This window comes from Brevundimonas sp. (assembly GCF_031082345.1).
In the GTDB taxonomy this organism is placed as follows: domain Bacteria; phylum Pseudomonadota; class Alphaproteobacteria; order Caulobacterales; family Caulobacteraceae; genus Brevundimonas.
The window spans coordinates 1-22,634 of the sequence record NZ_JAVHLH010000012.1 but is presented as its reverse complement, the minus strand read 5'-3'; the positions used below and the strand labels follow the sequence as shown (position 1 = coordinate 22,634).

Annotated in this window: 25 protein-coding genes; 13 read left to right on the top strand and 12 right to left on the bottom strand. The window is 68.0% G+C overall.

The window, feature by feature from the left end:
• On the bottom strand, positions 1–146 hold a 146-nt coding region (locus RDU12_RS01745; protein WP_308684015.1), incomplete at its 3' end, for a MerR family DNA-binding transcriptional regulator.
• Between the two features lie 100 nt (positions 147–246).
• Between RDU12_RS01745 and RDU12_RS01740 the strand changes: the two genes are divergently transcribed.
• The 5 genes from RDU12_RS01740 to merA all read left to right on the top strand — a co-directional run bounded on the left by RDU12_RS01740 (position 247) and on the right by merA (position 4,345).
• Positions 247–645 carry a mercuric transporter MerT family protein gene (locus tag RDU12_RS01740; RefSeq protein ID WP_300289273.1) on the top strand — a complete coding sequence of 133 codons (399 nt, stop codon included), beginning with the start codon at positions 247–249 and terminating at the stop codon, positions 643–645.
• 12 nt (positions 646–657) lie between these two features.
• Positions 658–987, top strand: coding sequence for a cation transporter (locus RDU12_RS01735; RefSeq protein ID WP_300289274.1), 330 nt, complete (start codon positions 658–660; stop codon positions 985–987).
• 164 nt (positions 988–1,151) lie between these two features.
• The gene (gene merF, locus RDU12_RS01730; protein ID WP_300289275.1) at positions 1,152–1,403 is read left to right on the top strand and encodes a mercury resistance system transport protein MerF; all 252 of its coding nucleotides are present in this window, start codon (positions 1,152–1,154) and stop codon (positions 1,401–1,403) included.
• Between the two features lie 74 nt (positions 1,404–1,477).
• The gene (locus RDU12_RS01725; RefSeq protein WP_300289276.1) at positions 1,478–2,833 is read left to right on the top strand and encodes an NAD(P)/FAD-dependent oxidoreductase; all 1,356 of its coding nucleotides are present in this window, start codon (positions 1,478–1,480) and stop codon (positions 2,831–2,833) included.
• 57 nt (positions 2,834–2,890) lie between these two features.
• Positions 2,891–4,345, top strand: a complete 1,455-nt coding sequence (gene merA / locus RDU12_RS01720; protein WP_308684014.1) for a mercury(II) reductase — start codon at positions 2,891–2,893, stop codon at positions 4,343–4,345.
• Between the two features lie 75 nt (positions 4,346–4,420).
• Here merA and RDU12_RS01715 read toward each other — a convergent pair whose 3' ends face one another.
• The 5 genes from RDU12_RS01715 to RDU12_RS01695 are packed head-to-tail and all read right to left on the bottom strand — an operon-like array spanning position 4,421 to position 10,187.
• Positions 4,421–4,828 carry a hypothetical protein gene (locus tag RDU12_RS01715; RefSeq protein WP_300289279.1) on the bottom strand — a complete coding sequence of 136 codons (408 nt, stop codon included), beginning with the start codon at positions 4,826–4,828 and terminating at the stop codon, positions 4,421–4,423.
• Between the two features lie 8 nt (positions 4,829–4,836).
• A complete protein-coding gene (locus RDU12_RS01710) occupies positions 4,837–6,258 on the bottom strand; it encodes an NAD(P)/FAD-dependent oxidoreductase (protein WP_300289280.1) in 1,422 nt (473 codons plus the stop codon).
• Positions 6,255–6,971, bottom strand: a complete 717-nt coding sequence (locus RDU12_RS01705) for a TVP38/TMEM64 family protein (RefSeq protein WP_300289281.1) — start codon at positions 6,969–6,971, stop codon at positions 6,255–6,257. Before RDU12_RS01705 ends, RDU12_RS01710 begins: the two co-directional genes overlap by 4 nt.
• Before the next feature lie 4 nt (positions 6,972–6,975).
• Positions 6,976–7,794: a DUF547 domain-containing protein gene (locus RDU12_RS01700; RefSeq protein ID WP_300289282.1), complete on the bottom strand. Its 819-nt coding sequence runs from the start codon at positions 7,792–7,794 to the stop codon at positions 6,976–6,978.
• Entirely contained in the window at positions 7,794–10,187 is a 2,394-nt protein-coding gene (locus RDU12_RS01695) for a TonB-dependent siderophore receptor (protein ID WP_300289283.1), read from the bottom strand. Before RDU12_RS01695 ends, RDU12_RS01700 begins: the two co-directional genes overlap by 1 nt.
• A 144-nt stretch (positions 10,188–10,331) precedes the next feature.
• Between RDU12_RS01695 and RDU12_RS01690 the strand changes: the two genes are divergently transcribed.
• The 5 genes from RDU12_RS01690 (at position 10,332) to RDU12_RS01670 (ending at position 15,156) form a co-directional block, all read left to right on the top strand.
• Positions 10,332–10,871 (top strand): sigma-70 family RNA polymerase sigma factor, encoded by a 540-nt coding sequence (locus tag RDU12_RS01690; protein WP_300289284.1) that lies wholly within the window; start codon positions 10,332–10,334, stop codon positions 10,869–10,871.
• The gene (locus tag RDU12_RS01685; RefSeq protein ID WP_300289286.1) at positions 10,861–11,502 is read left to right on the top strand and encodes a DUF1109 domain-containing protein; all 642 of its coding nucleotides are present in this window, start codon (positions 10,861–10,863) and stop codon (positions 11,500–11,502) included. The genes RDU12_RS01690 and RDU12_RS01685 overlap by 11 nt, the downstream gene beginning before the upstream one ends.
• A gap of 2 nt (positions 11,503–11,504) precedes the next feature.
• Entirely contained in the window at positions 11,505–11,744 is a 240-nt protein-coding gene (gene nrtS / locus RDU12_RS01680; RefSeq protein WP_300289291.1) for a nitrate/nitrite transporter NrtS, read from the top strand.
• A 426-nt stretch (positions 11,745–12,170) separates the two neighbouring features.
• Positions 12,171–13,001: an MBL fold metallo-hydrolase gene (locus tag RDU12_RS01675; protein ID WP_300289292.1), complete on the top strand. Its 831-nt coding sequence runs from the start codon at positions 12,171–12,173 to the stop codon at positions 12,999–13,001.
• A 142-nt stretch (positions 13,002–13,143) separates the two neighbouring features.
• Positions 13,144–15,156, top strand: a complete 2,013-nt coding sequence (locus tag RDU12_RS01670) for an ATP-binding protein (protein WP_300289287.1) — start codon at positions 13,144–13,146, stop codon at positions 15,154–15,156.
• Positions 15,157–15,163: 7 nt separating this feature from the next.
• Here the strand turns inward: RDU12_RS01670 and RDU12_RS01665 are convergent, their stop codons facing one another.
• Both RDU12_RS01665 and RDU12_RS01660 read right to left on the bottom strand, forming a co-directional pair.
• Positions 15,164–16,291: an acyltransferase gene (locus tag RDU12_RS01665; RefSeq protein WP_300289288.1), complete on the bottom strand. Its 1,128-nt coding sequence runs from the start codon at positions 16,289–16,291 to the stop codon at positions 15,164–15,166.
• A 49-nt stretch (positions 16,292–16,340) separates the two neighbouring features.
• Positions 16,341–17,819 (bottom strand): hypothetical protein, encoded by a 1,479-nt coding sequence (locus tag RDU12_RS01660; RefSeq protein ID WP_300289289.1) that lies wholly within the window; start codon positions 17,817–17,819, stop codon positions 16,341–16,343.
• A 212-nt stretch (positions 17,820–18,031) separates the two neighbouring features.
• On the opposite strand from RDU12_RS01660, the gene RDU12_RS01655 reads away from it, so the two are divergent.
• The 3 genes from RDU12_RS01655 to RDU12_RS01645 all read left to right on the top strand — a co-directional run bounded on the left by RDU12_RS01655 (position 18,032) and on the right by RDU12_RS01645 (position 20,070).
• The gene (locus tag RDU12_RS01655; RefSeq protein ID WP_308684013.1) at positions 18,032–18,328 is read left to right on the top strand and encodes a hypothetical protein; all 297 of its coding nucleotides are present in this window, start codon (positions 18,032–18,034) and stop codon (positions 18,326–18,328) included.
• Between the two features lie 102 nt (positions 18,329–18,430).
• Positions 18,431–19,306, top strand: a complete 876-nt coding sequence (locus RDU12_RS01650; RefSeq protein WP_300289262.1) for a DUF692 domain-containing protein — start codon at positions 18,431–18,433, stop codon at positions 19,304–19,306.
• Entirely contained in the window at positions 19,303–20,070 is a 768-nt protein-coding gene (locus tag RDU12_RS01645) for a DNA-binding domain-containing protein (protein ID WP_300289259.1), read from the top strand. The genes RDU12_RS01650 and RDU12_RS01645 overlap by 4 nt, the downstream gene beginning before the upstream one ends.
• 43 nt (positions 20,071–20,113) lie before the next feature.
• Here RDU12_RS01645 and RDU12_RS01640 read toward each other — a convergent pair whose 3' ends face one another.
• Genes RDU12_RS01640 through RDU12_RS01625 form a run of 4 tightly spaced genes read right to left on the bottom strand, consistent with a single transcriptional unit; the run spans position 20,114 to position 22,569 of the window.
• On the bottom strand, positions 20,114–20,542 hold the full coding sequence (locus RDU12_RS01640; protein ID WP_300289258.1) for a DoxX family protein: 429 nt from the start codon (positions 20,540–20,542) through the stop codon (positions 20,114–20,116).
• 60 nt (positions 20,543–20,602) lie between these two features.
• Positions 20,603–21,379 carry a DNA-binding domain-containing protein gene (locus tag RDU12_RS01635; RefSeq protein WP_300289257.1) on the bottom strand — a complete coding sequence of 259 codons (777 nt, stop codon included), beginning with the start codon at positions 21,377–21,379 and terminating at the stop codon, positions 20,603–20,605.
• Complete coding sequence (locus RDU12_RS01630; RefSeq protein ID WP_300289256.1) at positions 21,372–22,265, bottom strand: DUF692 domain-containing protein; 894 nt, start codon at positions 22,263–22,265, stop codon at positions 21,372–21,374. The genes RDU12_RS01635 and RDU12_RS01630 overlap by 8 nt, the downstream gene beginning before the upstream one ends.
• A 13-nt stretch (positions 22,266–22,278) precedes the next feature.
• Positions 22,279–22,569 carry a DUF2282 domain-containing protein gene (locus RDU12_RS01625; protein WP_300289255.1) on the bottom strand — a complete coding sequence of 97 codons (291 nt, stop codon included), beginning with the start codon at positions 22,567–22,569 and terminating at the stop codon, positions 22,279–22,281.
• Between the last annotated feature and the right edge of the window lie 65 nt (positions 22,570–22,634).

Sequence of the window (22,634 nt, the reverse complement as noted above, 5' to 3'; positions counted from 1 at the left end):
AAACGTAGCCGGCCGAGATGGGTCTCGTCGTAGACGCGGTAGTTGTTGGCGCTGCGCGGGGGCTCTCGCAGAAGGCCGATTTTCTCGTAGTACCGAACCGTCTCCAGATTGCAGTCCGTCCGGGCCGCCAATTGTCCGCGGTTCATATGCTCGGCCCCTGTCCGGATTCTCGAAAAAATAGCTCTTGAGCCTGTAGTGGCTACAGGGCTTACGGTTCTGCCATGGTGCTGACCGGGACACAATCACATGTCTGAATTCGATGCAGGGCAGGGCGACGACGGCGTCGCCAAGGAGGCGACGGCGCGCGGTCAGGGCTGGTTCGCCGCGGGCGGCATCGTCGGCGCTGTTCTGGCCTCGGCCTGCTGCGTCGTGCCCCTGCTGCTGTTGACGCTCGGCGTCTCCGGCGCCTGGATAGGCAATCTGACGGCGCTGGAGCCGTTCAAGCCCTATGTCGCGGTCGTGACCCTGGCCCTGATCGGACTGGGTTTCTGGAGCGTCTATTTCCAGCGCCGGCCCGCCTGCGAGGACGGATCCTATTGCGCGCGACCTCAGTCCTCGCGGATCACGAAGTTTGCCCTCTGGCTCGGCCTGGCCCTCGTCGTCATCGCGCTCACCCTGAACTGGTGGGCTCCCTATTTCTACTGAGAGGAAAGACTCATGAAGAAGATATTCCTGGCCGGCCTCGCCGTCGTGGCGGTGGCCGGTGTCGGCGCAGCCGTCGCGTTTGACGGCGCGGCGCAGAACCGTCCGGCGGCAACCGTCGCTGCGCAGCAGCAGACGACTTTCGCCATTGAGCACATGACCTGCGCCACCTGCCCGATCACCGTTCGCAGGGCAATGGAAGGTGTGGCTGGGGTCAGCTCGGTGCGAGTGGACTTCGCCGCGAAGACCGCCCGTGCCACCTATGATCCGACGCGCGCCACGGCCGCGCAGATCGCGGCGGCCTCGACCAATGCCGGCTATCCCGCCCGCATCGTACAAAACTAGGCCCGGCAGGCAGGAAGACGGCCTTCACCGGCGTCCTCTCTCCCGCCCCCCGCAGGAGAGGCGCGACCAGGCCGCCAACGCACGGCATCGCGCGCATCCTGGCCTCGGGCTGCAGCCAGGGAAGGCTGCGCGCCGTCAGGATCAAAATGGAAGAAAACCCCATCATGGCTGACAAGGCCGACATGACTGACAAGACCGGCAGGCCCCACAGACTGTTGTTGCGGATGGGGGTGATCGGCACCGTCATTCTGGCGCTGTGCTGCTTTACCCCGGTGCTGGTGGTGCTGCTCGGTATCGTCGGGCTTTCCGCCCTGACGGGCTGGCTCGATGTTGTGCTTCTGCCCGCGCTGGCCGTGTTCGTCGGGCTGACGGTCTATGCAGTCTGGCGGCGTCGGCGGCGGATGAAGACCACGTGATCGACGGTCCACGGGGCCCGCCGTGCGCCCCGATCATCAGAGGCTGCTGCACCCCCGCATCGGAGAAGACCTGGATGACCGACGTATATGACTACGATCTGATCGTGATCGGGGCCGGGACCGGCGGCAACGGCGTGGCCCGGATGACGGCGGCGGCGGGGTGGAAGGTGGCCAGCATCGACAGCCTGCCCTATGGCGGCACTTGCGCGCTGCGAGGCTGCGATCCCAAGAAGATGCTGATCGCCGTCACCGAAGGTGTGGACTGGACCCACAACATGACAGGCAAGGGCCTGGAGGCGCGTCCCTCGGTCAACTGGCCCGAGATGATGGCGTTCAAGCGCACCTTCACCGACGCCATGCCGTCGCGCATCGAGGCGGGCTTCCGCAAGGCCGGGATCACGGCGCTGCACGGCGAAGCGCGGTTCACCGGGCGCGATACGATCACGTTGAACGGCGAGATCCTGCGCGCGAAGCATTTCCACATCGCTACCGGCGCACGGCCGATGACGCTGAACATCCCCGGCGAGGACCTGCTGACGACCAGCACGGAATTCCTGGAGCTGCCCGCACGACCCGACAGGATCGCCTTTGTCGGCGGCGGGTTCATCGCGATGGAGTTCGCCCATATCGCCCGACGCGCCGGGGCCGGCGCCGTCACGGTTCTGGAAATGGCCAAACGGCCGCTCGGGCCTTTCGACGCCGATCTGGTGGCGATGCTGGTAGAGGCCACGGTCGAACTGGGTATCGACGTGCAGACCGAGGCGAAAGTCCTGAAGGTCGAGAAGCAGGGTGACGCGTTCGCCGTGTCCTATGAAACGCCGTCCGGCATCCAAGTGCTGGCCTGCGATCTGGTGGTCCATGCGACGGGCCGCGTGCCCGATATCGACCATCTGGACCTGCCCGTCGCTGGTGTCGAAGCTGGACCGCGCGGGATCAAGGTCAACGACGCCATGCGCACCACCAACCCCTCGATCTTCGCCGCCGGGGATTGCGCCGACAGCGGCCTGAACCTGACCCCGGTCTCGGCCTATGAAGGGCGTATCGCGGGCAAGAACCTTCTGGCCGGGAGGGACGCAAGGACCGTGGCCTATCCGCCGGTGCCCAGTGTCGTCTTCACCTTGCCTCCGGTCGCGACCGTGGGGTTGTCCGAGGCAGCCGCGACGGAAAAGGGCCTGAAGTTCGACATCCGGTTCGAGAAAACCTCCGGCTGGTATTCATCGATGCGGGTCGGGGCGACGCGGAGCGGCTTCAAGGTGCTCGTCGAACAGGAAACCGGTCTGATCCTCGGGGCGCATCTGATCGGACCGGGCGCCGAGGAACAGATCAACCTGTTCGCCATGGCCATGGGCGCAGGGCTCACCGCCAATCAGATCAAGGCGATGATCTTCGCCTACCCAAGCTACGCCTCAGACATCGGATCGATGGTCTGACGCCGCTCACCCGGGTCGCCTGAGCCCATGCCTATGACCCACGGAACGGACTTCAAGATGAACAGATCTGTCACGGAGCAAGACGGCTACGCCCGTCCCCCGGAAAAGTCCGGCGAGGGCACGTTCGACATCGCCGTCATCGGCGCGGGATCGGCGGGATTCTCCGCCGCCATCACGGCGGCGGAACATGGTGCTCGCGTCGCTCTGATCGGACAGGGCCTGATCGGCGGCACCTGCGTCAACGTCGGGTGCGTGCCTTCCAAGACCATGATCCGCGCCGCTGAGGCTCTGCATGGGGCGCAGGCGGCGGGCCGCTTTCCCGGCCTCGCCGGTCAGGCCCGTATCACAGACTGGCGTCAGCTGGTCGCGGCCAAGGACGATCTGGTCGCTGACCTGCGACAGAAGAAATACGTCGATCTGCTGCCCGAATACGATCGCCTGACCTATCTCGAGGGCGCGGCGCGCTTCACCGAAACGGGCGTCGCGGTGGACGGCGAACCCCTGGCCGCCGGCAAGGTCGTCATCGCGACCGGCGCTTCGCCCGCCGCGCCCGATATCGCGGGGCTGGCGGACGTGCCCTGGCTGACGAGCACCACGGCGCTGGAGCTGACCAAACAGCCGCGTTCGCTGTTGGTGGTCGGCGGCGGCTATATCGGCTGCGAACTGGCCCAGATGTTCGCCCGCACCGGAACGGCGGTCACCCTCGTCACCCGCTCGCGGCTGATCCCGGAGGCCGAGCCGGAGATCGCCGAAGCGCTCGCCCGCTACCTGACTGAGGAGGGGATCGCCGTTCGCACGGGCCTGGCCTACGACGGCATCGCCCGCCAGGGCGAACAGATCGCCCTGACCATCCGCACCGACGCGGGGACGGAAACCCTGGTCGCCGACCATGTCCTGATGACGACGGGTCGCACGCCCAACGCGGCCGATCTCGGCCTTGAGCAGGCCGGGATAGGCCGGGCCGCGAACGGCGGCATCATGGTCGACGACCGGATGCGCACGGCGAAATCCGGCGTCTATGCGGCCGGCGATGTGACCGGACGCGACCAGTTCGTCTACATGGCGGCCTATGGGGCGAGGCTGGCGGCGCACAACGCCCTGAACGGCGACGAGCTGGTCTACGACAACACGACCATGCCATGGGTCGTATTTACCGATCCCCAGGTGGCCGGCGTGGGATTGAGCGAGGCCGCCGCGAAATCCAGGGGCTTCGACGTCAGGACATCGGTCGTTCCGCTTGGCCAGGTGCCGCGCGCGCTGGCCGCCCGGGACACACGCGGCCTGATCAAACTGGTCGCGGACCGGAGGACGGACCGCCTCCTGGGGGCGCAGATCCTCGCGCCCGAGGGCGCCGACAGCATCCAGACCATGGCGCTAGCGATCCGCTTCGGCATGACCGTCCGGGATCTCGCCGGAACGATCTTCCCCTATCTGACCACGGTTGAAGGCCTGAAGCTGGCGGCCCAGGGCTTCGACAAGGACGTGGCCAAACTGTCGTGCTGCGCCGGATGACAGCCTGACCGATGGACCCTCGCGGCGTCGGGCGGCCTGCGTCCACGGACGGAAACGCCTGCCCAGGCGCCCCGGTCAGGCCGTGGACCGGGGCCCGCGCCGGTCCAGCAGGATGGCGGCGATGAAGGTCAGGCAGGCCGCCAGCGGAACAATGACCGCCGCGGGCACGCCGAGGATGATTCCGCCGGGGCCGCCGGAATAGGTCAGGGCGCCGCCATAGGCCGGGGCCAGACCGTGGGCGACCAGGGCGCCGCCGATCATGCACAGGCCGAGCACGCTGGCCAGCTGCACCGCGCCCCGCTTCCAGACGAGCCACAGGCCGACGAGGGAGACGCCGGCGTTGGTCGTCAACTGCCAGACCTCGTGCAGACGCGCGTGCGGCGGCCAGTCGGGGTTGAACACATGGGTGTCGCGGATCTCGAGCACCGGAAGCAGGACCAGCAGCACGAGGAGCCCGAGGGTGGTCAGGATGCGATGGATCACGGCGCGGCTCAGGCGAAGCGTTTGAGAATTGAGACAAGCGCCCGGGTGCGCGTCGAGAACAGGGCCGGCGTATACCATTGGCCCGCCAGCCGCTTGCTGACCTCGCCGCGGGTCGGATAGGGCGCGATCATGCCGGTGAGCTGGCTGAGCTTGAGGCCCGCCGACATCACCAGCGACCAGAGGTGGATGTGGTCTCCGGCATGGCGGCCGACCAGGGTGACGCCCAACACCTTGCCCTTGCGGGTGGTGATCAGCTTGCCGAAGCCGCGCGTGTCGCTCTCTGCAATGGCCCGGTCGTTTTCCTTGAAGGGAAAGACCTCGATCCGGACGTCATCGCCGTGCCGCTCGCGCGCCGCGGCTTCGCCCAGGCCGATCGAGGCCAATTCCGGATCGGCATAGGTGACGCGCGGAACCTGCAGATCATCGGCGTTGACGGGCAGGCCGAACACCGCGCGGCGGACGAACAGGGCGGCATGGGCGCCGGCGAGATGGGTGAACTGTCCGCGCCCGGCGGCGTCGCCGACAGCGAAGACGCGCGGGTTGCTGCTGCGCAACGCCCGGTCCGTGATGATGCCGTTGCGGTCGGTTTCGACGCCGGCCTTTTGCAGGTCCAGTCCGTCGAGTGAGGGGCGGCGTCCGACCGCGACCAGTAGATGGGAGCCCGTGATCCGGATCTCCTCGCCGTCCTTCTGGAGCACCACGATCGGCCCGGCCTCGACCCGGACCGCCTTGTAGCCGGCCATGATCTCGACGCCGTCCTCGCGAAGCTGGCGAACGACCACTTCGGATGCGTCCGGATCCTCGCGGCCCAGCAGGGTTCCGGCTTCGACAAGGACGACCTCGGAGCCGAGACGGCGGAAGGCCTGGCCCAGTTCCACCCCGATCGGCCCGCCGCCGAGAACGATCAGGCGGTCGGGGCGGTCCGCCAGGTCGAAGATCGATTCATTGGTCAGGTAGGGCACGCCGTCCAGCCCGTCGATCGGAGGGACGACGGCGCGCGATCCTGTGGCGACGACGATCTTGCGCGCGCGGACACGGATGCTGTCGGCTGTGACGGTGCGGGCGTCCTCGAACCGGGCGGGCTCGCGCACGACCAGCACGCCGAACCCTTCGAAGCGGGCCTGGCTGTCGTTGGGCGCGATGGCAGCGATGGCCCCGCGCACGTGATCCATGACCCGGGTGAAGTCGACGGACACGGGGCCGGTCGCGACGCCCAGCCGAGCGATGTGCCGCGCCTCATGGGCTGCGGCCGCCACTGCGATCAGGGCTTTGGACGGTACGCAGCCGTAGTTGAGGCAGTCGCCGCCCATTTCGCCTTTTTCAAAGAGGACGACCTTCAGTCCGAGCTGGGCCGCGCCCGCGGCGACGGACAGGCCGCCGGACCCGGCCCCGATGACGACGAGGTCGGCTTTGGTGATTTTCCTGGTCAAGACGCTTTACCGGACTTGGCGCGAAGCCGTTGGAGGACGGTGGTCGCCAAGGAAAGCATGCCGAGGGCGACCAGCGGCAGGAGCACGTTCGGGTCGAAGATGACGCCGAGATCGGGCGAGTCTCCGCTTGCGATCAGTGCGTCGAGGCCGGCCCCGATCCCGCTGTAGATGAAGGTCGCCGGCATGATCCCGAACAGGGTCGCAAGGGCGTAGGCCCTGAGCGGAGCGTTCGCCAGGGCGGCGGCCACATTGACCAGCCAGAAGGGGGCTACGGGAATGAGCCGCAGGGTCAGGATATAGCCGAAGGCCCCATCCCGAACGCCGTCGATGACCTTCTTGAGGGTTCCGCCCTTCGCTTCGGCCTTCGCCCGGAGGGCATGGCCCAGCGAGGTCTGCACGACATAGAAGACGGCGATGGACCCGAGGGTCGCTCCGATCACCGTCGCCGTACCGCCGACCCATGTCCCGAACAGATATCCGCCCGCCAGGGTCAGGATGACGGCGCCCGGAAAGCTGACCGCCGTGGCGACGGCATAGACGAGCATGAAGGCGAGCAGGGCCAGAGCCAGATTGGCGTCGATATAACCCCGAAGGGTCGCCTCGTGGGTCCGGAGTGCGTCGAGGCTCAGGTATCGGGGGGCGCCGCTGGCGAAGACGGCGATCACGGCGATGACCAGCAGGGCGAGAAGCCCGTAACGTTTGAGGAAGGCCATGCGGCTAGCTCGCGGGGGTGGCGTTGAGCGACCAGTCGTAGACGCTTCGGTCAATCCGCGTCGCGGCCTGGAGCCGGGCCCTGAGCGGAGCGGCGGCGTACCGGGCCAGGTGGGCGATGACGCGGGCGTCGGAGCCTCCGAAGTCGTCCGCGTACCACTCATAGATCGATGAGACGACGAGGGCGTCCCCGTCGAAACGCACGGCGCGGGCGTGGTTCACATAGGCGCGCGCGGCGGCGTCGAGCGCCGGACCGAGCGTGGCCCCGCGGACCGCGCGCAGCGGCAGGTTCGGGCAGCTGTAAGAGGCGCAGTTGACCGCATAGTGCACACGCGGCTCGGTCCAGCCCTTGCGCAGGATGTTGTGTTCGATGTCGTCCAGCGACAGGTCCACCCCGGCGACTGTCGCCGACTTGCGTTTCCACGGTCCGGGGATGAGGCCCGAGCGGATGTCGCGGATCGAGCGGACCGGCCAGGCGTCGAGCACGACGTCGATGGTCACCGCATTGTACAGATTGGCCCAGAAAGCGAACTGTTCGGGCCGGGTCAGGTTGAGCGGGCTCATCCTCGACAGGGCGGCGATATAGGCCTTCAGGGCCGCGCGATCGGAGGCCGAAGCCCTCCAGCCCGCATAGTCCACGCGCACCACGCCGTCCCGGGAGTTGCGGGCGCGCCGCGAGAGCAGACCGTCGAAGGCGCTGTGGTCCGCGGTTCCGCTTCCCGCACGATTGGCGGCGAATCCGGACACGCTCTGGGCGAGGACCGGGGACGCCAGGAGGGCGGCCGCGCCGCCGACCAGAAGGCCGCGTCTTGAGAACTCGCGCATCAGAACCTCGCCGTCAGTCGGGTGTAGAGATACCGGCCGTTGATCCCCACCGGAGACAGGATGTCGTAGGGCAGGTTGCCGAAATAGTTGATGTCGGCGCTCGACCGGTCGGGGTAGTTGTCGAGGGCGTTCGAGACCCCGGCGGTCAGCGTCAGCGCCGAGGTCAGGTCTACCGACCCTTCGAGGTCGAGACTGGTTTCGGCGCCATACTCCTGGCGCGGCTCGAACCCGCCGCCGAAGTTGAACACCCGCACCGTCGAGCCATAGCCGTTGAGACGGCCGAGCAGACGATAGCGCTCTGTGCTCCATTCCGCGGAGACGAGCGCCTTCCATTTCGGGGCGGCCTCCTCGAGCGTGTTGATCTCCTCGACCCCGATGAGCCGGAAGGCAGGGTCCAGGGCCGTCAGGGCCGCGGGCGTGTCCGTGAAGCCGACGATGTCGGTCCGGGCATAGCTGTAGGCGGCGCCCAGGGTCAGCTGGCCGGCGGCGAGCGGGAGGCGCCACTGCGCCACGGCGTCGAAGCCCTCCGTCTCGGTGTCCACCGCATTGGTGAAGAAGCGCACGGACTGCAGGCCGGCGCCGCCCGGCTGGGCCTGGACGAAGGCCTCGAGCGCCGGTCCGAAGAAGCGGTCGGACAGGGTGATGCGGTCGTCGACCTCGATGCGGAAGGCGTCGAGCGACAGTGTCAGGCCGGGCAGGGGCTCGGCGGTCAGGCCCGCCGACAGGTTGAAGGCGCGTTCCTCGCGCAGATCCTCCGCGCCGAGCGCGCGGGCGATGGGGTCCGCGACGGGCAGGGTGCGGGTGCTGGCGAGCGTTCCGCCGGCCCCGAAATTGACCGTCCGGTCGGTGAAGGCGACCTGACCGAGGAAGGGCGCGCGCACGCTGTTGGACACCGCGCCGCGCAGGTGAATGTCCGGCGTCACGGCGTAGGAGCCGGCCAGCTTGCCGGTCAGGGTCTCGCCGAAATCGCTGTAGGTCTCTGCTCGGACGGCGGCCTCGACCAGCAGGCGGTCGGTCGGCCGCAGGCCGATCTCGAGGTAGGCGCCCCCGACATCGCGTGAGGCGGATCGCTCATCCTCGGGGCTGAGGCCCGGCGCGCCCTGGGCGCCGATCGCCAGCGGCAAGCCGCCCGCGGCGTAGGAGGCCGCCTCGCCGGCGCGGGTCTCGTAGTTTTCGTTGCGGTATTCCAGACCGGTCGCCAGCTCGGCGTCCACGCCGCCAAGGCGGATCGCGCGCGTCAGGTCCAGGTTCGCGCTGGTCTGGTCGAAGACATAGGTCCCGGACCGGAATTCCCGCGGCGAGGAAGCGCCGAGCGAGGCGTTGAGGCTGTTGCGAACGCCATAGGTGAACTCGTTGCGGCCGTAGGTCAGGCTGAGATCCGCCGCCCAGGGGCCGACCGGCGCCCGCCAACCCGCGGTCAGGCCAAGGTCGTCGTCCTCGCCCGTCGTGATCGGCAGGAAGCCATTCGGATAGAGCGCGGTCAGATTGTCGGAGCCGTCGGGATAGCGGAAGAAGGTTGCACCCTCGCTGTCGCTCTGACCGACCGTGCCGAAGCCGTAGAGCTCGCCGTCGGCGAGCGGGACCGCGGCGTTGATCCACAGATTGACGGCCTCGACCGCGGGATCGCCCTCGGCGTAGTTGCGCCGGCCCGCGAGGGCGAGGTTGGCCGGAGTGGGGGCGATGAAGAACGGGATCTGATCGAAGCCGGCGCGATTGGTCGCGTTGCGGTCGCGATAGTCGACGCCGCCCCGCAGGAAACCGCCGTCGCCGAGGGTCGTGCCGCCGGAGGCCGAGAGGGTGAAGGTCTCACCATCAGTAAGGGTCTGGTCGATGGGACCGACGTTAGTGCGGTGGAAGCCGTAGCTGGTCGAGATCTCGAAACCGGACGGGCGCTCGTCGAGGATGACGTTGATGACGCCGGCGATGGCGTCGGAGCCATAGACCGCCCCGGCCCCGTCGCGCAGGACCTCGACCCGGGCCACGGCCCCCAGCGGAATGGTGTTGAGGTCGACGGCCGCCGTGCCGCGACCGATCTTGGTCTCGGTGTTCACGATGGCCGAGGGGTGACGACGCCGTCCGTTGACCAGCACCAGGGTCTGGTCGGGGCTGAGGCCGCGCAGCTGGCCCGCGCGAATATGATCCGAGGTGCCGGAGTTCGACTGGCGGGGGAAGTTGAACGAGGGAGCCAGCACGCTGATCGCCTGGCCGAGCTCGTCGCCCACCGCGCCGGTGGAGACCAGGTCCTCGCGGCTCAGCACGTCGATGGGCGCGGGAGATTCCGTCGCGGTCCGCGAGGGCAGTCGCGAGCCGGTCACGATGATTTCGGAAAGCTGGGCGGTGGGATCGCCAGGCTCCTGGGCATGAACCAGGGCGAGGACGGCGAGTGACAACATGGAGGTTCCGGGTCTAGATCATGGCAGCTGAGCCGCTGGGTCCGACCTATTCGCCCGGCGGCGGGGTTGGTTACAGATGCGCTCGCCAGAGCCAGTGGATGGGCGCTGTAACCAAACGGGCGCGTGTCCGAATGAGGGGGCTGTGTGAAGACGCTGGAAGCACGGCTGAAGCCGCTCATGATCGCGGGGCTCGATGGCGAGGCCCCGGCCTGGCGCGAGTTTCTCAAGCTCCTGCGCCCGGCCCTTTATGCCTATTTCAACCGTCGTCAATTCTATGGCGACGCCGACGTCGAGGACCTGGTGCAAGACGCGCTGCTGGCCATCCATGCGAAGAGAGAGACCTGGCGGCGCGCGGACCCCGTGACGTCCTGGTGCTTCACCATCGCCCGCTACAAGCTGATTGATCAGCTGCGTAAGTCGGGTCGGGCCAAATTCGTGCCGCTGGTCGACGATCTTGTGGATTTCCAGGATGGCGTCGAGGACGGCGCTGTCCGCCAAGATCTTGAAAGGCTGCTCGAGACAGCGGCGCCCAAACAGCGGGCCCTGATCGAAGATGTGCGGTTGTCGGGATTCAGCCTGGCCGAGGCCGGCGAGCGCGCCGGCATGACCGAGGGCGCGGCCAAGGTTAGCCTGCATCGCGCCATGAAGGCCCTGATGAAACGAGTGTCCGACCGTGAATACTGATGACCTGATCGAGAGCCTCGCCGGCGACGTCCGGCGCATTCCCGCCGGACGCGCGGGGCGGCGCGTCGCCTGCTGCGCCGGGCTCGGACTCCTGGCCGCAGCGGCGGTCGTGTGGCTGACCCTCGGCCTGCGACCGGACTTGTGGGCCGTCTTCGACGAGCCCGCCTTCCTGATGCGTCAGGTCTACACGCTTTCCATCGCCGGCTTCGGCGCCCTGCTCTTGCTGCGTCTGGGCCAGCCCGGCGCCCCGATCCGTCTGCCGCTGATCGGGCTGGCGGCAACCTTCATCATGATCCTGGCTGTAGTCGGCGTGGAGCAGGCGTCCCTGTCAGGGGCGTCGCATGTTGAGGCCTGGCTCGGACAGTCCTGGCGTTCGTGCACGCTCAGGGTGGGGGCGATCAGCCTTGCGGCGGGCCCCTTTATCTTCCTGGCCGCGCGCCGGTTGGCGCCCGGTCGGCCTACCTTGGCAGGCTTTGCAGCAGGACTGGTCTCGGGCGCCCTGTCGGCCAGCGCCTATGGGCTCTACTGCCAGGAGGGCACGGCCTCCTTTATGGCCACCTGGTACACGCTGGGCATATTGATCGCGGGCCTGATCGGCGCCGCTGCCGGGCGTTACCTGCTGCGCTGGTGACCATGTCGGAATCCACGAAGAGTTTTTTCCGCCATGCCCGGTCCCCCGCCGTTGTCCGGATGGCCATACGGGTCTCGCTTGTCGTGGGCACCGCACTCACGCTGATCAACCAGGGCGACTTCCTGTTCAGTCAGGGGTCGGTCAATTTAGCGAAGGCGCTCCTGACCTATATGGTTCCCTATCTGGTGAGCACCCATGGGGCCGTGACCGCGCGTATGCATCTCCAGAATCCGGGATCCTGATCCCGGACGCGCGATCCGAACCACGGCAGGTCCACCCATCGCGCCTGAGCTGCTGCTTCGCTGTAACCTCGGCGGGGAGCAGGGGGTTGCAGTCGGTACGTTGCATGGCCGTTCCATGCTGGGGGTTCGCGACGCCGGAGACCCGGCGGTGGGCGGGGGATGTGTTCAACTGTTCGGCGATCGCTGAAGGGTGACCCCGTCAAACCACATCTGCAGGCCTAAGGACCTGACTTTGAGGATCGAGCAACTCGCTCGAACCGAGCCAACAGGAGTTTTCCCATGCCAGAGCATTCACTGACTTGGCGCAGCATCTGGGCTGTAGCCGCCTTGGCCACCGCAGGCGCTACGGTTGAAGCGGCCGCGTCCGAACCGACGCCCGCAGCTGCCGGAGCGGCCCTCTGCCGCGCCGCAGAGGTCGGCTTGCAGGTGCTCGGCTCGGGCGGGCCAATCGCCGAAGGCTCACGCGCCGGGACCAGTTATGCGATATGGATCGACGGGCGCGCACAGCTGCTTGTCGACGCAGGGCCCGGCAGCTTCATCCGCTTTGGGGAGGCGGGCCTCAAGGTCAGCGACCTCAAGGCCATCGCGCTGAGCCATTTCCATGGCGATCACAGCGCCGGGCTGGCGGGCATTCTCAACTCGGGCAGCTTCGAGGCCTCGCAGGACCCCTTGCTGTTCATCGGCCCCGCCGCCGCGGCGCCCTTTCCCGGCGCCGCAGGCTTCATCACCGCGCAGTTCGACGGGGAGCGTGGCGCCTGGAGCTACCTCGGGGGTTATCTCACCGGCGCCGACGGCCGCCGCGTGCTGGACATTCGCGAGGTTGATGCGAGCGACCCTGTGGGGGCCCCGACCTGGCGTATCGCGCTTGGCGACGCCTTGTCGGTGACCGCGATCCCGGTCGACCACGGCTTGATCCCGACGCTGGCCTACAGGATCGATGCCAAGGGCCGCACGATCGTGCTGGCGGCCGATCAGAGCGCCATGTCGACCGGCTTCGACCGCGAAACCGCGGGCCTGGCGCCCGACCTGTTGGTCGCGCACCACGTCATTCCCGAGGGCGAGGGCCAGCCGATCGGCCTTTACCGCCCGCCGCACGGAATCGGGGCCATGGCCGTGAACATCGCGCCGCGCCGGTTGGTGCTCTCGCACAATATGAATCGCTCGCTTGACCGGCTGGAGGAAGGGCTGGCGCAGATCGCCGCGCGCTGGTCGGGGACAGTCACCGTCGCCGATGACGGACAGTGTTTCGTGCTTTGAGGCGGAGCTTGATCAACCGGGATCGCAAAGCGTCGCTGTAACGATAGAAGCGATTCCACGAATTCCCGACCAGCCCGTGCTTTCGGGTGGCCTGCGCCATGGGCGTGTGACGATGCGAGCATCGTCGAAGTCGGGGAACACCGTGATCGACGACATCAAGATTTCCCGCAAGATTGCGGCGGTCGTGATCGGGCTTGGACTGATCTGTATCGGTCTCGCCGGCTACGCCGGCCTGGTCCTGACACGGACCAGCGCCCAGTACGCGGTCCTGACCGACCACAAGGGGCCGGCCCTGGTCGCCCTGGCGAGTGCGGAGCGGGCCAACTACGAGATGGCTTATGCGACCGCGATGGTGATCGTCTATCCCGGCGCCTCTGAAGAAGGGCGGGCCTGGGCGCGGAAGGTGACCGCATCCTATGCCGACGGTCGAACCCATCTCCGGCGCGCGCGGATGGAGTTTCCCGAACACCGGGCCGCCATCGCCGATCTGGAGGAGCGGCTGACGCGGAACCGGATCAATCTCGACGCGGCGGTCGAGCTCGCCCTGTTCAGCCGCCTGGAGGACGCCAGCGCCGCCTTGACCGCTGCGGACCCCGGGTTGATCGCTTTCGGAGACCTGACCCGGGCGCTGATCGATACCGGGGTGAGCCAGCACCGCGCCGAATCCATGAGCCTCGCGCGGATCGCGGCCGACACCCGCCTCATCCTTCTGTTCGCCAGCCTGGCCGGCGTGGGGCTGGCGGTCGGCGGCGCCCTGGGGATGACGGCCGTGGCCATCACCGGTCCCCTCGGCCGCCTTCGCGACGCGATGCAGTCCCTGGCGGCTGGCGACAACACGGTCCTCGTCGAGGGCCAGTCGCGCGGCGACGAAATCGGCGCCATGTCGAGAGCCGTCCAGGTGTTCAAGGACAACGCCGTCCGGCTGCTGGCCTCGGAACGGGAGGCGCTGGAGCAGGAGGCGGCCCGCGTCAGGGCCGAGGCGGCGAACGCCGCGCAACGACAGTTTCTGGCCCATATGACCCACGAGCTGCGCACGCCGCTCAACGGCGTCCTGGGCATGGCCTTTCTGATGGAGCAGGGGCGGCTCGAACCGGACCAGCGCGCTCGACTGGACACGATCCAGGCGTCCGGGCGCGACCTGTTGCATGTGATCAACAACATCCTCGACATCTCCAAGATCGAGGCCGGCAAGCTGGAGCTGGAGTTCCAGTCCTTCGATTGTGAGGCGCTCTGCGTCCGGTCTCTCGGCGCCTTGCGTGAGATCGCCGAACGCAAGGGTCTCGGCTTCCAGGTCGAGGTCGCCCCTTCGGCGTCGGGACCCCGTCGGGGCGATTCGCAAAGGGTGCGCCAGATACTCACCAACTATGTGGCCAACGCTCTCAAATTCACGGCCGTGGGCGAGATCCGGGTTACGGTGGAAGGCGATCAGGTCGACGGAGTCGAAGGGGTCCATCTGAGGGTAGCGGACACCGGCATCGGCATCGACGCCGACAAGCGCGACCTGTTGTTCGAGAGCTTTTCGCAGGTGGACGCCTCGACCACCCGCGCCTTTGACGGAACCGGTCTGGGCCTGGCGATCTGCCGCGAGCTCGCGGCCATGATGGACGGTCGGGTCTGGGTCGACAGCGAATCCGGGGTCGGTTCCACCTTTCACGCCTGGCTGGCCTTGCCGCGGTGCGCCGCGGAGGCGGACGGGCCTTCGCCCGAGCATGACGCGTCGGGGTCGGGGCCGGACTCTCTTGCGGCCGGCCCTGCGCTCAAAGTTCTCGCCGCCGAAGACAATCCCACCAATCAGAAGGTGCTGGTCGCGATCCTGGCGGCGCTCGGCGTGGACGTTCACATGACGGCCAACGGCCATGAGGTCGTCGCCGCCTGGACCCGCGACGACTACGACCTGATCCTGATGGACATCCAGATGCCGCTCATGGACGGCCTTGAGGCCACCCGCGCCATCCGGGAGGCCGAGGCGGCCAGAGGACTCGCGCCGGTTCCGATCTATGCGCTGACCGCCAACGCTTTCGTTCACCAGGTCGAGGCCTACAGGGCCGTCGGCATGGACGGCCACCTGGCCAAGCCGCTCGAGCTGCCGCAGCTGACGGCGATCCTGGAAGCCACCGCGGATCGGAGAGCCGCCCGGTTCGAAGCCCTGGTCTGATCGCGATTCAGAGCGCCGGCGGCGGGTCCTTCGGCAGGCTGCGTCCAAGAGGGCCGGACGAGAGGCGAGCGGTGAACCAGGCCTGGGACGGACGGTCGAACGCCTGCCGGAACACGATCGCGCCGGCGACGGCCGCGCCGAGCCCGAGACCCCACACGATCCAGCGCACCGTGTCGCTCCACTGCGCCTGACCCGCGGCGTCGAAGGCGGCGAACCAGATGATGCGAACCAGTTCGTTGGTCAGGAAGATCGAGAACGAGGCCAGGGCCAGAGTCTCGACGAGCTTCACCGATTTCACCACGGGTATCGCGCCGGCCGTGAAGATGATGGCGCAGATCAGGGCGAGGGACGGGATGGCGAATTCGCCGACGGCCTGGAACCCGGCGAGGGCCGCGACGCTGACCAGTCCAAGGGTCGCGCCGAGGCGCGGGCGCACCGGCACGCGGGCGGCGAAGGCCGCCATGGCGACGCCGAGGATGAACAGGGGCAGGGCGCGAAGAATGCCGTAGCCGAGGGGCATGCGGTAGACGGGATAGCCGAGAAAGGCCTGGGTCGCGGCGTTCGCCGCGAGGGCCAGGACGGCCGCGCCGATCAGGAGCGCCCAGGGCGGCAGCCGATGCGCCAGGCGAAGCAGGCCGGGCAGGAGGAGATAACAGCCGAGCAGAGCCGAAAGGGTCCAGGTGGGCGCGTTCCATCCGTGGCCGCCGGGCACGCCGTACGCCTGGACCAGGAAGAACTGGGCCGGATAGGCGGACCAGGCGAACCAGTAGGGATTGCTGGGCGTCATGCCGATCGCCGCGGTTCCCAGAACCAGTCCCGCGAAGGCGATCATCACCACCAGATGAGCGGGAACCACCCTCAGGAAGCGTTGCCGGATGTAGAGGCCGGCCGAGGTGCGGCCGTCGATCAGGCGTCGATAGTAGATGCGGCCGAGCACGTAGCCGGAGTCGATGATGAAGAAGTTGGTCAACAGATAGCCGCGGTCGAACACGGGGTGAATCTGGTCCAGCGGAACCGGGGCCGCACTGCGAAAGTGGTACAGCACGATCATCAGGGCGACCGCGATCCTCAAGCCGTCAAGCCATCCCCCGCGCGCGATCGGCGTGACCGTCGAAGACCGGGTGATATCGCTCATGGGGGGCGGTCCGCTTTCAGGAGGGTGTCGGGGCGTGGTGGCGGGTCGGTCAGAGAACGGTCGTTCCGGCCGGTGAACCGCGCGGCTCCTCGAGGAGCCAGTACAGGACATTGTCCTTGAACACCGAGGATCGCGTCAGGCGGATGTGCTCGCCCGACAACAGCAGGGTGGAGCGGAACCGCAGGGGAGAGCGAATCTCCGGCTCCCAGGTTTCCTCGGTCCGGGTGTCGAACAGGGCGCTGGCGCGGGTCACGGTCCCGTCTCCGGGCGCCGTGTCGAACCGTGTCAGTCGACCGCCAGAATCGACGGCGTAGGCGGCGTCGGTGTCGAGCGAGTCGCCGACCACCAGGAAGGCCTCAAGCTCCGGCGGGGGCGCCGCGACGACATCCAGCGCCGCATGAAACCGCCGGGCCCGGTTCAGCAAGGCCGTCTGCCGTTGTGCGGCCAACCGGGCCCGCACCGCCGCGTCCGCTTCCTCGGGGAGCATGGCGGCGATCACCGCGGCCTGGCCGGGATCCGACAGACCCCAGCGTCGGCTGCGCCAGAGCTCCGGATCGAACAGGTTTGTGATCGGGCGCCGCCGATCCCCGCCGGTGAACAGGGCGGGCCGCGGACCGTGCGGAAGGAGCTGGTAGGCGGACGGAAAGCTGCCGAGGATGGCGGGCGCGTAGAACGGCATCACCGGCCGCCCGAGGTCCTGACCCTCGACCAGATATTTGAGGCTGAGGGCGCTGCCCGCGTTCGGAGGCGCGACGAGCACGGCCCGTCCGACATAACCCGCGCCCGACCAGTTCAGTCGGGGCGGCGGCCCGTCCTCGGCCAGGGGCTGGTCGCCGTAGCGCAGGAAATAGCGGAACAGCAGGGCGCCCATGGAGTGGGTGACGACGTCGAACCGGATCGAGGCCGGATCGCGCTCGACGCCGAACCGCACCCGGTACTGTTCGGCCAGATAGACGCGCCGGTCGTCCATGAACCGCTTCAGTTCGCCGGCGTTTTCCGCGTTGTCGCGGCGCCAGTCATAGGGAAACTGGAAGCAGGTGAAATGGTCATCGCCGTAGTCGATGTCGCCAAGGCCCAGGGCTGGATCGCGGTATCCGCCGGCGCCCAGGGTGGCGAGAATCTGCGCATATTGCTGCAGTTCGATCGGAATGCCGGCCAGACGCACCACCACCCTGTCGAGCACGCCGTCCGGCATGACATAGTCCGCTTCGGGACGTTCGCCGATCGGCCCCTGCAGGGGCAGTGCGATCTTTCGGATGCCAGCCGGATTGGTCGGCTGGGCGGCGCGTCGATCAAAGGCGCCCCAGACCGTCTGGCGGGTCGACATGTCGACCAGGCGACTGCCGAGGATCCCGGGAATGACGATGATGGGGTTGCGATCCGGGCCATGCGATCGCGCGGCGCGATTGTAGACGATCCGGAGATCCGGTCCTCCGGCCTCGGGCCAGGCGGCGCAGCCGCCGAGTGCCAGTCCGACCAGTCCGGCCGACAGCAAGGTGCGGCGTGAAGGCGCGTCCGGCCGAACCATATCGGTGAGGACGGATGGGCGACGGCCTGGTGTCATGAAGGTCAACCGACGGGTTTGCTCTATGCCGCGCGCGTGGCGGCACGGCTCCTATTCGGGGGAGGCGGTCAAATGGTTACAGCGACGGTTGATCGACCTTGGCTGTAACCTCCGGGCCCTGGGGTCGAATAGGAGATCGCCGACACGGCAGAACTCCAAGGAACAGGAAACACCCCATGAAGATCACCCGAACGGGCGGCGCCCTCGCTTCCGCGGCCGCCATGCTGGCGGTCAGCGCCTTCGCCGGCGCGGCCTTCGCCAGCGACCCGCCGGCCGGCAGCCGCGGCCTGGCCGTCGCGCCGACCGACACCGTCCACTGCTACGGCGTCAACACCTGCCAGGGCACGGCGACCGCCCATGCGTGCAAGGGTCAGAACAGCTGCCGCGGGCAGGGTTTCAAGGCGATGACCGCCAAGGAATGCCTGACCGCCGACGGAACCATCGCCGATCTGGAGCCTGCCCCCCAGGCCTGATCGACCGGCGACTGGTCGGCCGGCGCCCTCGAGCCCCCCTCTCGCCCCCTCCCAGGGAGGGGCGTCGGCCGCATCGTCCTCATCCGGATCAAGGACATCTTCGTGATCGCATCCGCGACCCAGACTTCGCCCGAGCAACGCCTTCGCGGCTTTGGACTTGGAGCGAGACCGCAGCACTACCCCGCCATCATGGAGACCTGGCCGGACCTCGATTTCCTCGAGATCATCTCCGAGAATTTCATGGTCCGGGGCGGTCGTCCGATGAAGACGCTCGACACCCTGCGCGAACGCTACGCCATGGTCATGCACGGCGTGTCGATGTCGATCGGATCCGCAGATGGGCTGGACCGATCCTATCTGGAACGGCTCAAGGTCCTGGCGGACCGGGTTCGGCCCGCCTGGGTCTCGGATCACCTTTGCTGGACGGGCGTCCACGGGGCCAATACCCACGACCTGCTGCCTCTGCCCTATACCGAGGAGGCCCTGCTGGTCTGCTGCGCCAACATCCGGCTCGCCCAGAGCGTTCTGGAACGGCCGCTGGTCCTGGAGAACCCTTCCAGCTATCTCGGCTTCGTCGAGTCCGAAATGAGCGAGTGGGACTTCCTGTCCGAGCTCTGCGCGCGCACCGGCTGCGCCCTGCTGCTCGACGTCAACAACGTCCATGTCAGCAGTGTGAACCACGGGTTCGATCCGCACGTCTTTCTTGAGGGTCTGCCCGTCGATCGCGTCTGGCAGATCCATCTGGCGGGCCACTCCCGCAACGGCGACCTGCTCATCGACACCCACGACGAAGCCGTCTCTGACCCCGTCTGGGCGCTCTATGACGCCGCCTGCCGGCGGTTCGGGTCCGTCGCCACCATGATCGAGCGCGACGACAACATTCCGCCTCTGGAAGACCTTCTGAGCGAGCTCGATATGGCGCGCGCCGTGGCGGCTGCGGCGCTCGCCAAAGACGTGCCGGCCGAGCGGGCGGCGTGAGACTTCTCGAGGTTCAGCGCGCCTTCCAGTCCCTGGTGCTGCAGGGCGATTCGGCCCCTGTCGAGACCGTCGTTTCCGGCAAGGACCTGACCGACGCCCGCCGCCGCCTCGGGGTCTACAGCCATGCCTACAGAGCCACGATGGCGGGCCTGCTCCATGAGGTCTTCGACAAGACCTGGGCCTATCTCGGGGACGAGCGTTTCGAGGCCGAGGTCGCCGACTATGTCGCCGCCCACCGGTCGACGAGCTTCAGCCTGGATGACTATGGCGCGGATTTTCCCACGCAGCTGGAGCAGCGCCTGGGCGGCGAACCGGACGTGTTCGAGCTGGCCTGGCTGGACTGGGCGATGCGCCGGGCCTTCGACGGACCGGACGCCGAGCCCGTCGCCCCCGCACAGCTGGCCGCTCTTTCACCGGACGAATGGGACCGGGCGAGGCTGGTGCTTCACCCGACGCTGGTTCACCGGGAGGTCGTCAGCAACGCGGGGTCGCTGTGGGCCAGCCTGGACGCCGGCGCGCCGGTCATGCCGCCGCCGCTGACGGCGCCGATGACGCTCAGGGTTTGGAGAAAGGGCTGGCAGCCTCATTTCCGGATGATACCGGCCGAGGAGGGCGCGGCCCTGCAGGCCATCGCCGAGGGACAGACCTTCGCGGCCCTGTGCGAAGATCTGGGCCGCGACGGCTCGCAGGACGCCCCCGTGCGCGCGGGGCGTCTGCTGGCCGTGTGGATCGAAGACGGCCTGATCGTCGAGATTGCGCTCTGACGGCGGCCGGCTGGATCGCCGGCCGACGTTCGGCGCGCCCGCGTCAGGGGATCTTCAGCAGCCGGTCGAGGCTGGCGGCGCCCGCTCCATAACGGACCAGGTAGAGCAGCAGGGCCGCCCAGACGAGGTGCGTCGACCAGGCGCCGGGATAGACGAAGATCTGGATGACCAGGGTCATGCCCAGCAGGGCGAGAGCCGAGAACCGCGTCATCAGGCCGAGCACCAGAAGGATCGGAAACAGGTGTTCGGACCAGGCCGCGAGGTTGGCGGCGATGTCGCTCGGAATGAAGGGGAGTTTGTACTCCTCGGCGAACAGATAATAGGCGCTGTCGTTGACCGTCAGCAGGCCTTCCACCTTGGTCCGGCCCGACAGGAAGAAGACGGTTGCGATGCCCGTCCGCGCCGACAGGCCGACGAGCCAGGTCGGAAGTACGGACTCCATCAGATGGACGGTCCGGTCGATCAGGGCCATGGGACCGGCTCTTCGGGATGGCTGGCCTATGGCGTCGGAAGGCAAGGCGTCGGTCATGGGTCAGGTCTCCGATTGAAGGGTGGAAAGGGCGCCGGCCTCAAGGAGCCCGGCGAACATGGCGGCGAGGTTGAGCTGCGGGTCGATGGCGAAGGCGGCCTGCGCGGCCTCGCCGAGCGTGCGGCCGCGTTGACAGGCGCGCAGGAAGGACCATTCGGCCCGGGACAGCCGGCGCCAGGTCACCACCTGCGCGTGACGCACGATCAGCAGGCCTTCGGGCTGCGCCTCCCAGGCCACGCCGGCGGCGTCGACAGCCTGGGCGCGGTTGGCGATCCAGATCGACGGCACGGTCCAGTCAAACCAGAACAGTCGGGCGGAAGGATGTAATCCGGCGCGACTGGCGAACAGGCGGGCGGGCGGGGTCTCGGTCGCAACCCGCCCTGAAAGGACCGGCGCATCGGGGGCCCGGTGAGCCTGGTTCCAGGCCTGATCCAGCCGCGCCACCGCCGCGAGGTAGGGCAGGTCGAGCGCCGGGGGAAAGGTCTCGAGCCAGGCGGGGAATTCGGCGCCGAAGAGGTCCAGCACGGGTGACGATGGAGGGGCATCGCCGGCGAAGATCAAGCCGGCCTGTCTGAACCAGTCCGGTCCGACGAGCCGCTCGATGGTGGGGTAGAGGCCGGCGAGGGCGTCAACGCGGGCCTTGGCGACGGTGTTGCGATACACGTCCAGCCTGGCTTGATCGCCGGCGTCGGCGCCGAGCCAGCCCCCCAGGGCGCTTTCGTCTCCCGCCAGCAGGGCGGTGAAGGCCGCCTCGAAGCCGTCGCTGATGGGCTCAACCATTTGCCCGCCCCTGTTCCAGGGCCATCAACGAGACGGCGTGAGCGCGCTCCGCCATCAGGATGTCGAAGGCGGGCAGATTGCCATCGCGCTCGATCAAGGTCGGGCGCGGTCCGATACGCTCGAGGGCGTAGCCGAAGAGATCCCACACGGCGTCGGCGATCGGCGCGTCGTGGGTATCGATCAGCAGGGCCGACCCCAGGCGTTCATCGACGGTGTGGCCGGCCAGATGAATCTCTCCGATGGCCTGGGCGGGGAGGGCGTCGATATATCCGCGGGCGTCGCCGCCCAGATTGTTGGCGGTGACGTGGACATTGTTGACGTCGAGAAGGATTCCGCACCCGGTCCGCGCGACGAGTTCGGCGAGGAAGTCCGTCTCCTCCATCTCATGGCCCCGCAGGGCGACATACAGCGACGGGTTTTCGATCAGGATGGACTGACCGAGGGCGTCCTGCGTGCGCGAGATATTGTCGGCGATCCGGACCAGCCGCTGGCGGGTTCGCGGAAACGGCAGAAGGTCGGGGTGGTAGATGTCGCCATGCCGGGACCAGGCCAGATGCTCGGAGACCAGGAAGGGTTCGTAACGGTCGATCAGCGCCCGGAGACGGGCGAGGTGTTCCACATCCGGCGAGGCGTCGCCCGCCAGCGAAAGACCGACCCCGTGCAGTGAAAGCGGCTTCTCGTGCCGGATGGCCTCGAGCCAGGCGAGGCGCGGCCCGCCCGACACCATGTAGTTTTCGGCATGAACCTCGAACCAGAGTCCGGTCGCCGAGCACGCCAGAGCGTCCTCATAGTGCTGGGCCTTGAGCCCCAGCCCGACCGTGGGCCCGCCGCCGCGCGAGGGCGGGTACGAGCGCGATCGGGTTTCGGCGACCGGTTGGGAGGTCATGGGTCGCCTGGACTCAGCGGTTCACGGGCGCGAGCGAACCGGCGCCCTTGGGCGTCTGGATCGTGACGCAGGTGCCGGTGGGGACCAGCTTCCAGGCGTTGCCCTGGTAGTCGCGCGTCGAGGTGCCGGCGCAGGTCGTGCCCGGGCCGGCGGCGCAGTCGTTCTTGCCGGCGAGCGCGACGCCGTAGCATTTCTCCATGGCCGGAGCGGCGGCGCGGCCGTTGCTCTGGGCATGGGCCATGCCGGCGCCGGCGACGAGGGCCAGGGCTGTGGCGCCGGCGACAGTCATTTGGGTGCGGGTCATTGGGGGCTCCTTGAGTTTGCTGTCCGGTCGATCGGACAGCCCCTCATTCGGGAGCAATCCTCAGC

Coding starts and splice junctions, on each gene's coding strand:
- RDU12_RS01740 (WP_300289273.1), top strand. CDS start 247: ATGTCTGAATTCGATGCAGGGCAGGGCGACGACGGCGTCGCCAAGGAG.
- RDU12_RS01735 (WP_300289274.1), top strand. CDS start 658: ATGAAGAAGATATTCCTGGCCGGCCTCGCCGTCGTGGCGGTGGCCGGT.
- merF (WP_300289275.1), top strand. CDS start 1,152: ATGGCTGACAAGGCCGACATGACTGACAAGACCGGCAGGCCCCACAGA.
- RDU12_RS01725 (WP_300289276.1), top strand. CDS start 1,478: ATGACCGACGTATATGACTACGATCTGATCGTGATCGGGGCCGGGACC.
- merA (WP_308684014.1), top strand. CDS start 2,891: ATGAACAGATCTGTCACGGAGCAAGACGGCTACGCCCGTCCCCCGGAA.
- RDU12_RS01705 (WP_300289281.1), bottom strand. CDS start 6,971: ATGGCCTTCCTCAAACGTTACGGGCTTCTCGCCCTGCTGGTCATCGCC.
- RDU12_RS01700 (WP_300289282.1), bottom strand. CDS start 7,794: ATGCGCGAGTTCTCAAGACGCGGCCTTCTGGTCGGCGGCGCGGCCGCC.
- RDU12_RS01695 (WP_300289283.1), bottom strand. CDS start 10,187: ATGTTGTCACTCGCCGTCCTCGCCCTGGTTCATGCCCAGGAGCCTGGC.
- nrtS (WP_300289291.1), top strand. CDS start 11,505: ATGTCGGAATCCACGAAGAGTTTTTTCCGCCATGCCCGGTCCCCCGCC.
- RDU12_RS01665 (WP_300289288.1), bottom strand. CDS start 16,291: ATGAGCGATATCACCCGGTCTTCGACGGTCACGCCGATCGCGCGCGGG.
- RDU12_RS01660 (WP_300289289.1), bottom strand. CDS start 17,819: ATGGTTCGGCCGGACGCGCCTTCACGCCGCACCTTGCTGTCGGCCGGA.
- RDU12_RS01655 (WP_308684013.1), top strand. CDS start 18,032: ATGAAGATCACCCGAACGGGCGGCGCCCTCGCTTCCGCGGCCGCCATG.
- RDU12_RS01640 (WP_300289258.1), bottom strand. CDS start 20,542: ATGGCCCTGATCGACCGGACCGTCCATCTGATGGAGTCCGTACTTCCG.
- RDU12_RS01635 (WP_300289257.1), bottom strand. CDS start 21,379: ATGGTTGAGCCCATCAGCGACGGCTTCGAGGCGGCCTTCACCGCCCTG.
- RDU12_RS01630 (WP_300289256.1), bottom strand. CDS start 22,265: ATGACCTCCCAACCGGTCGCCGAAACCCGATCGCGCTCGTACCCGCCC.
- RDU12_RS01625 (WP_300289255.1), bottom strand. CDS start 22,569: ATGACCCGCACCCAAATGACTGTCGCCGGCGCCACAGCCCTGGCCCTC.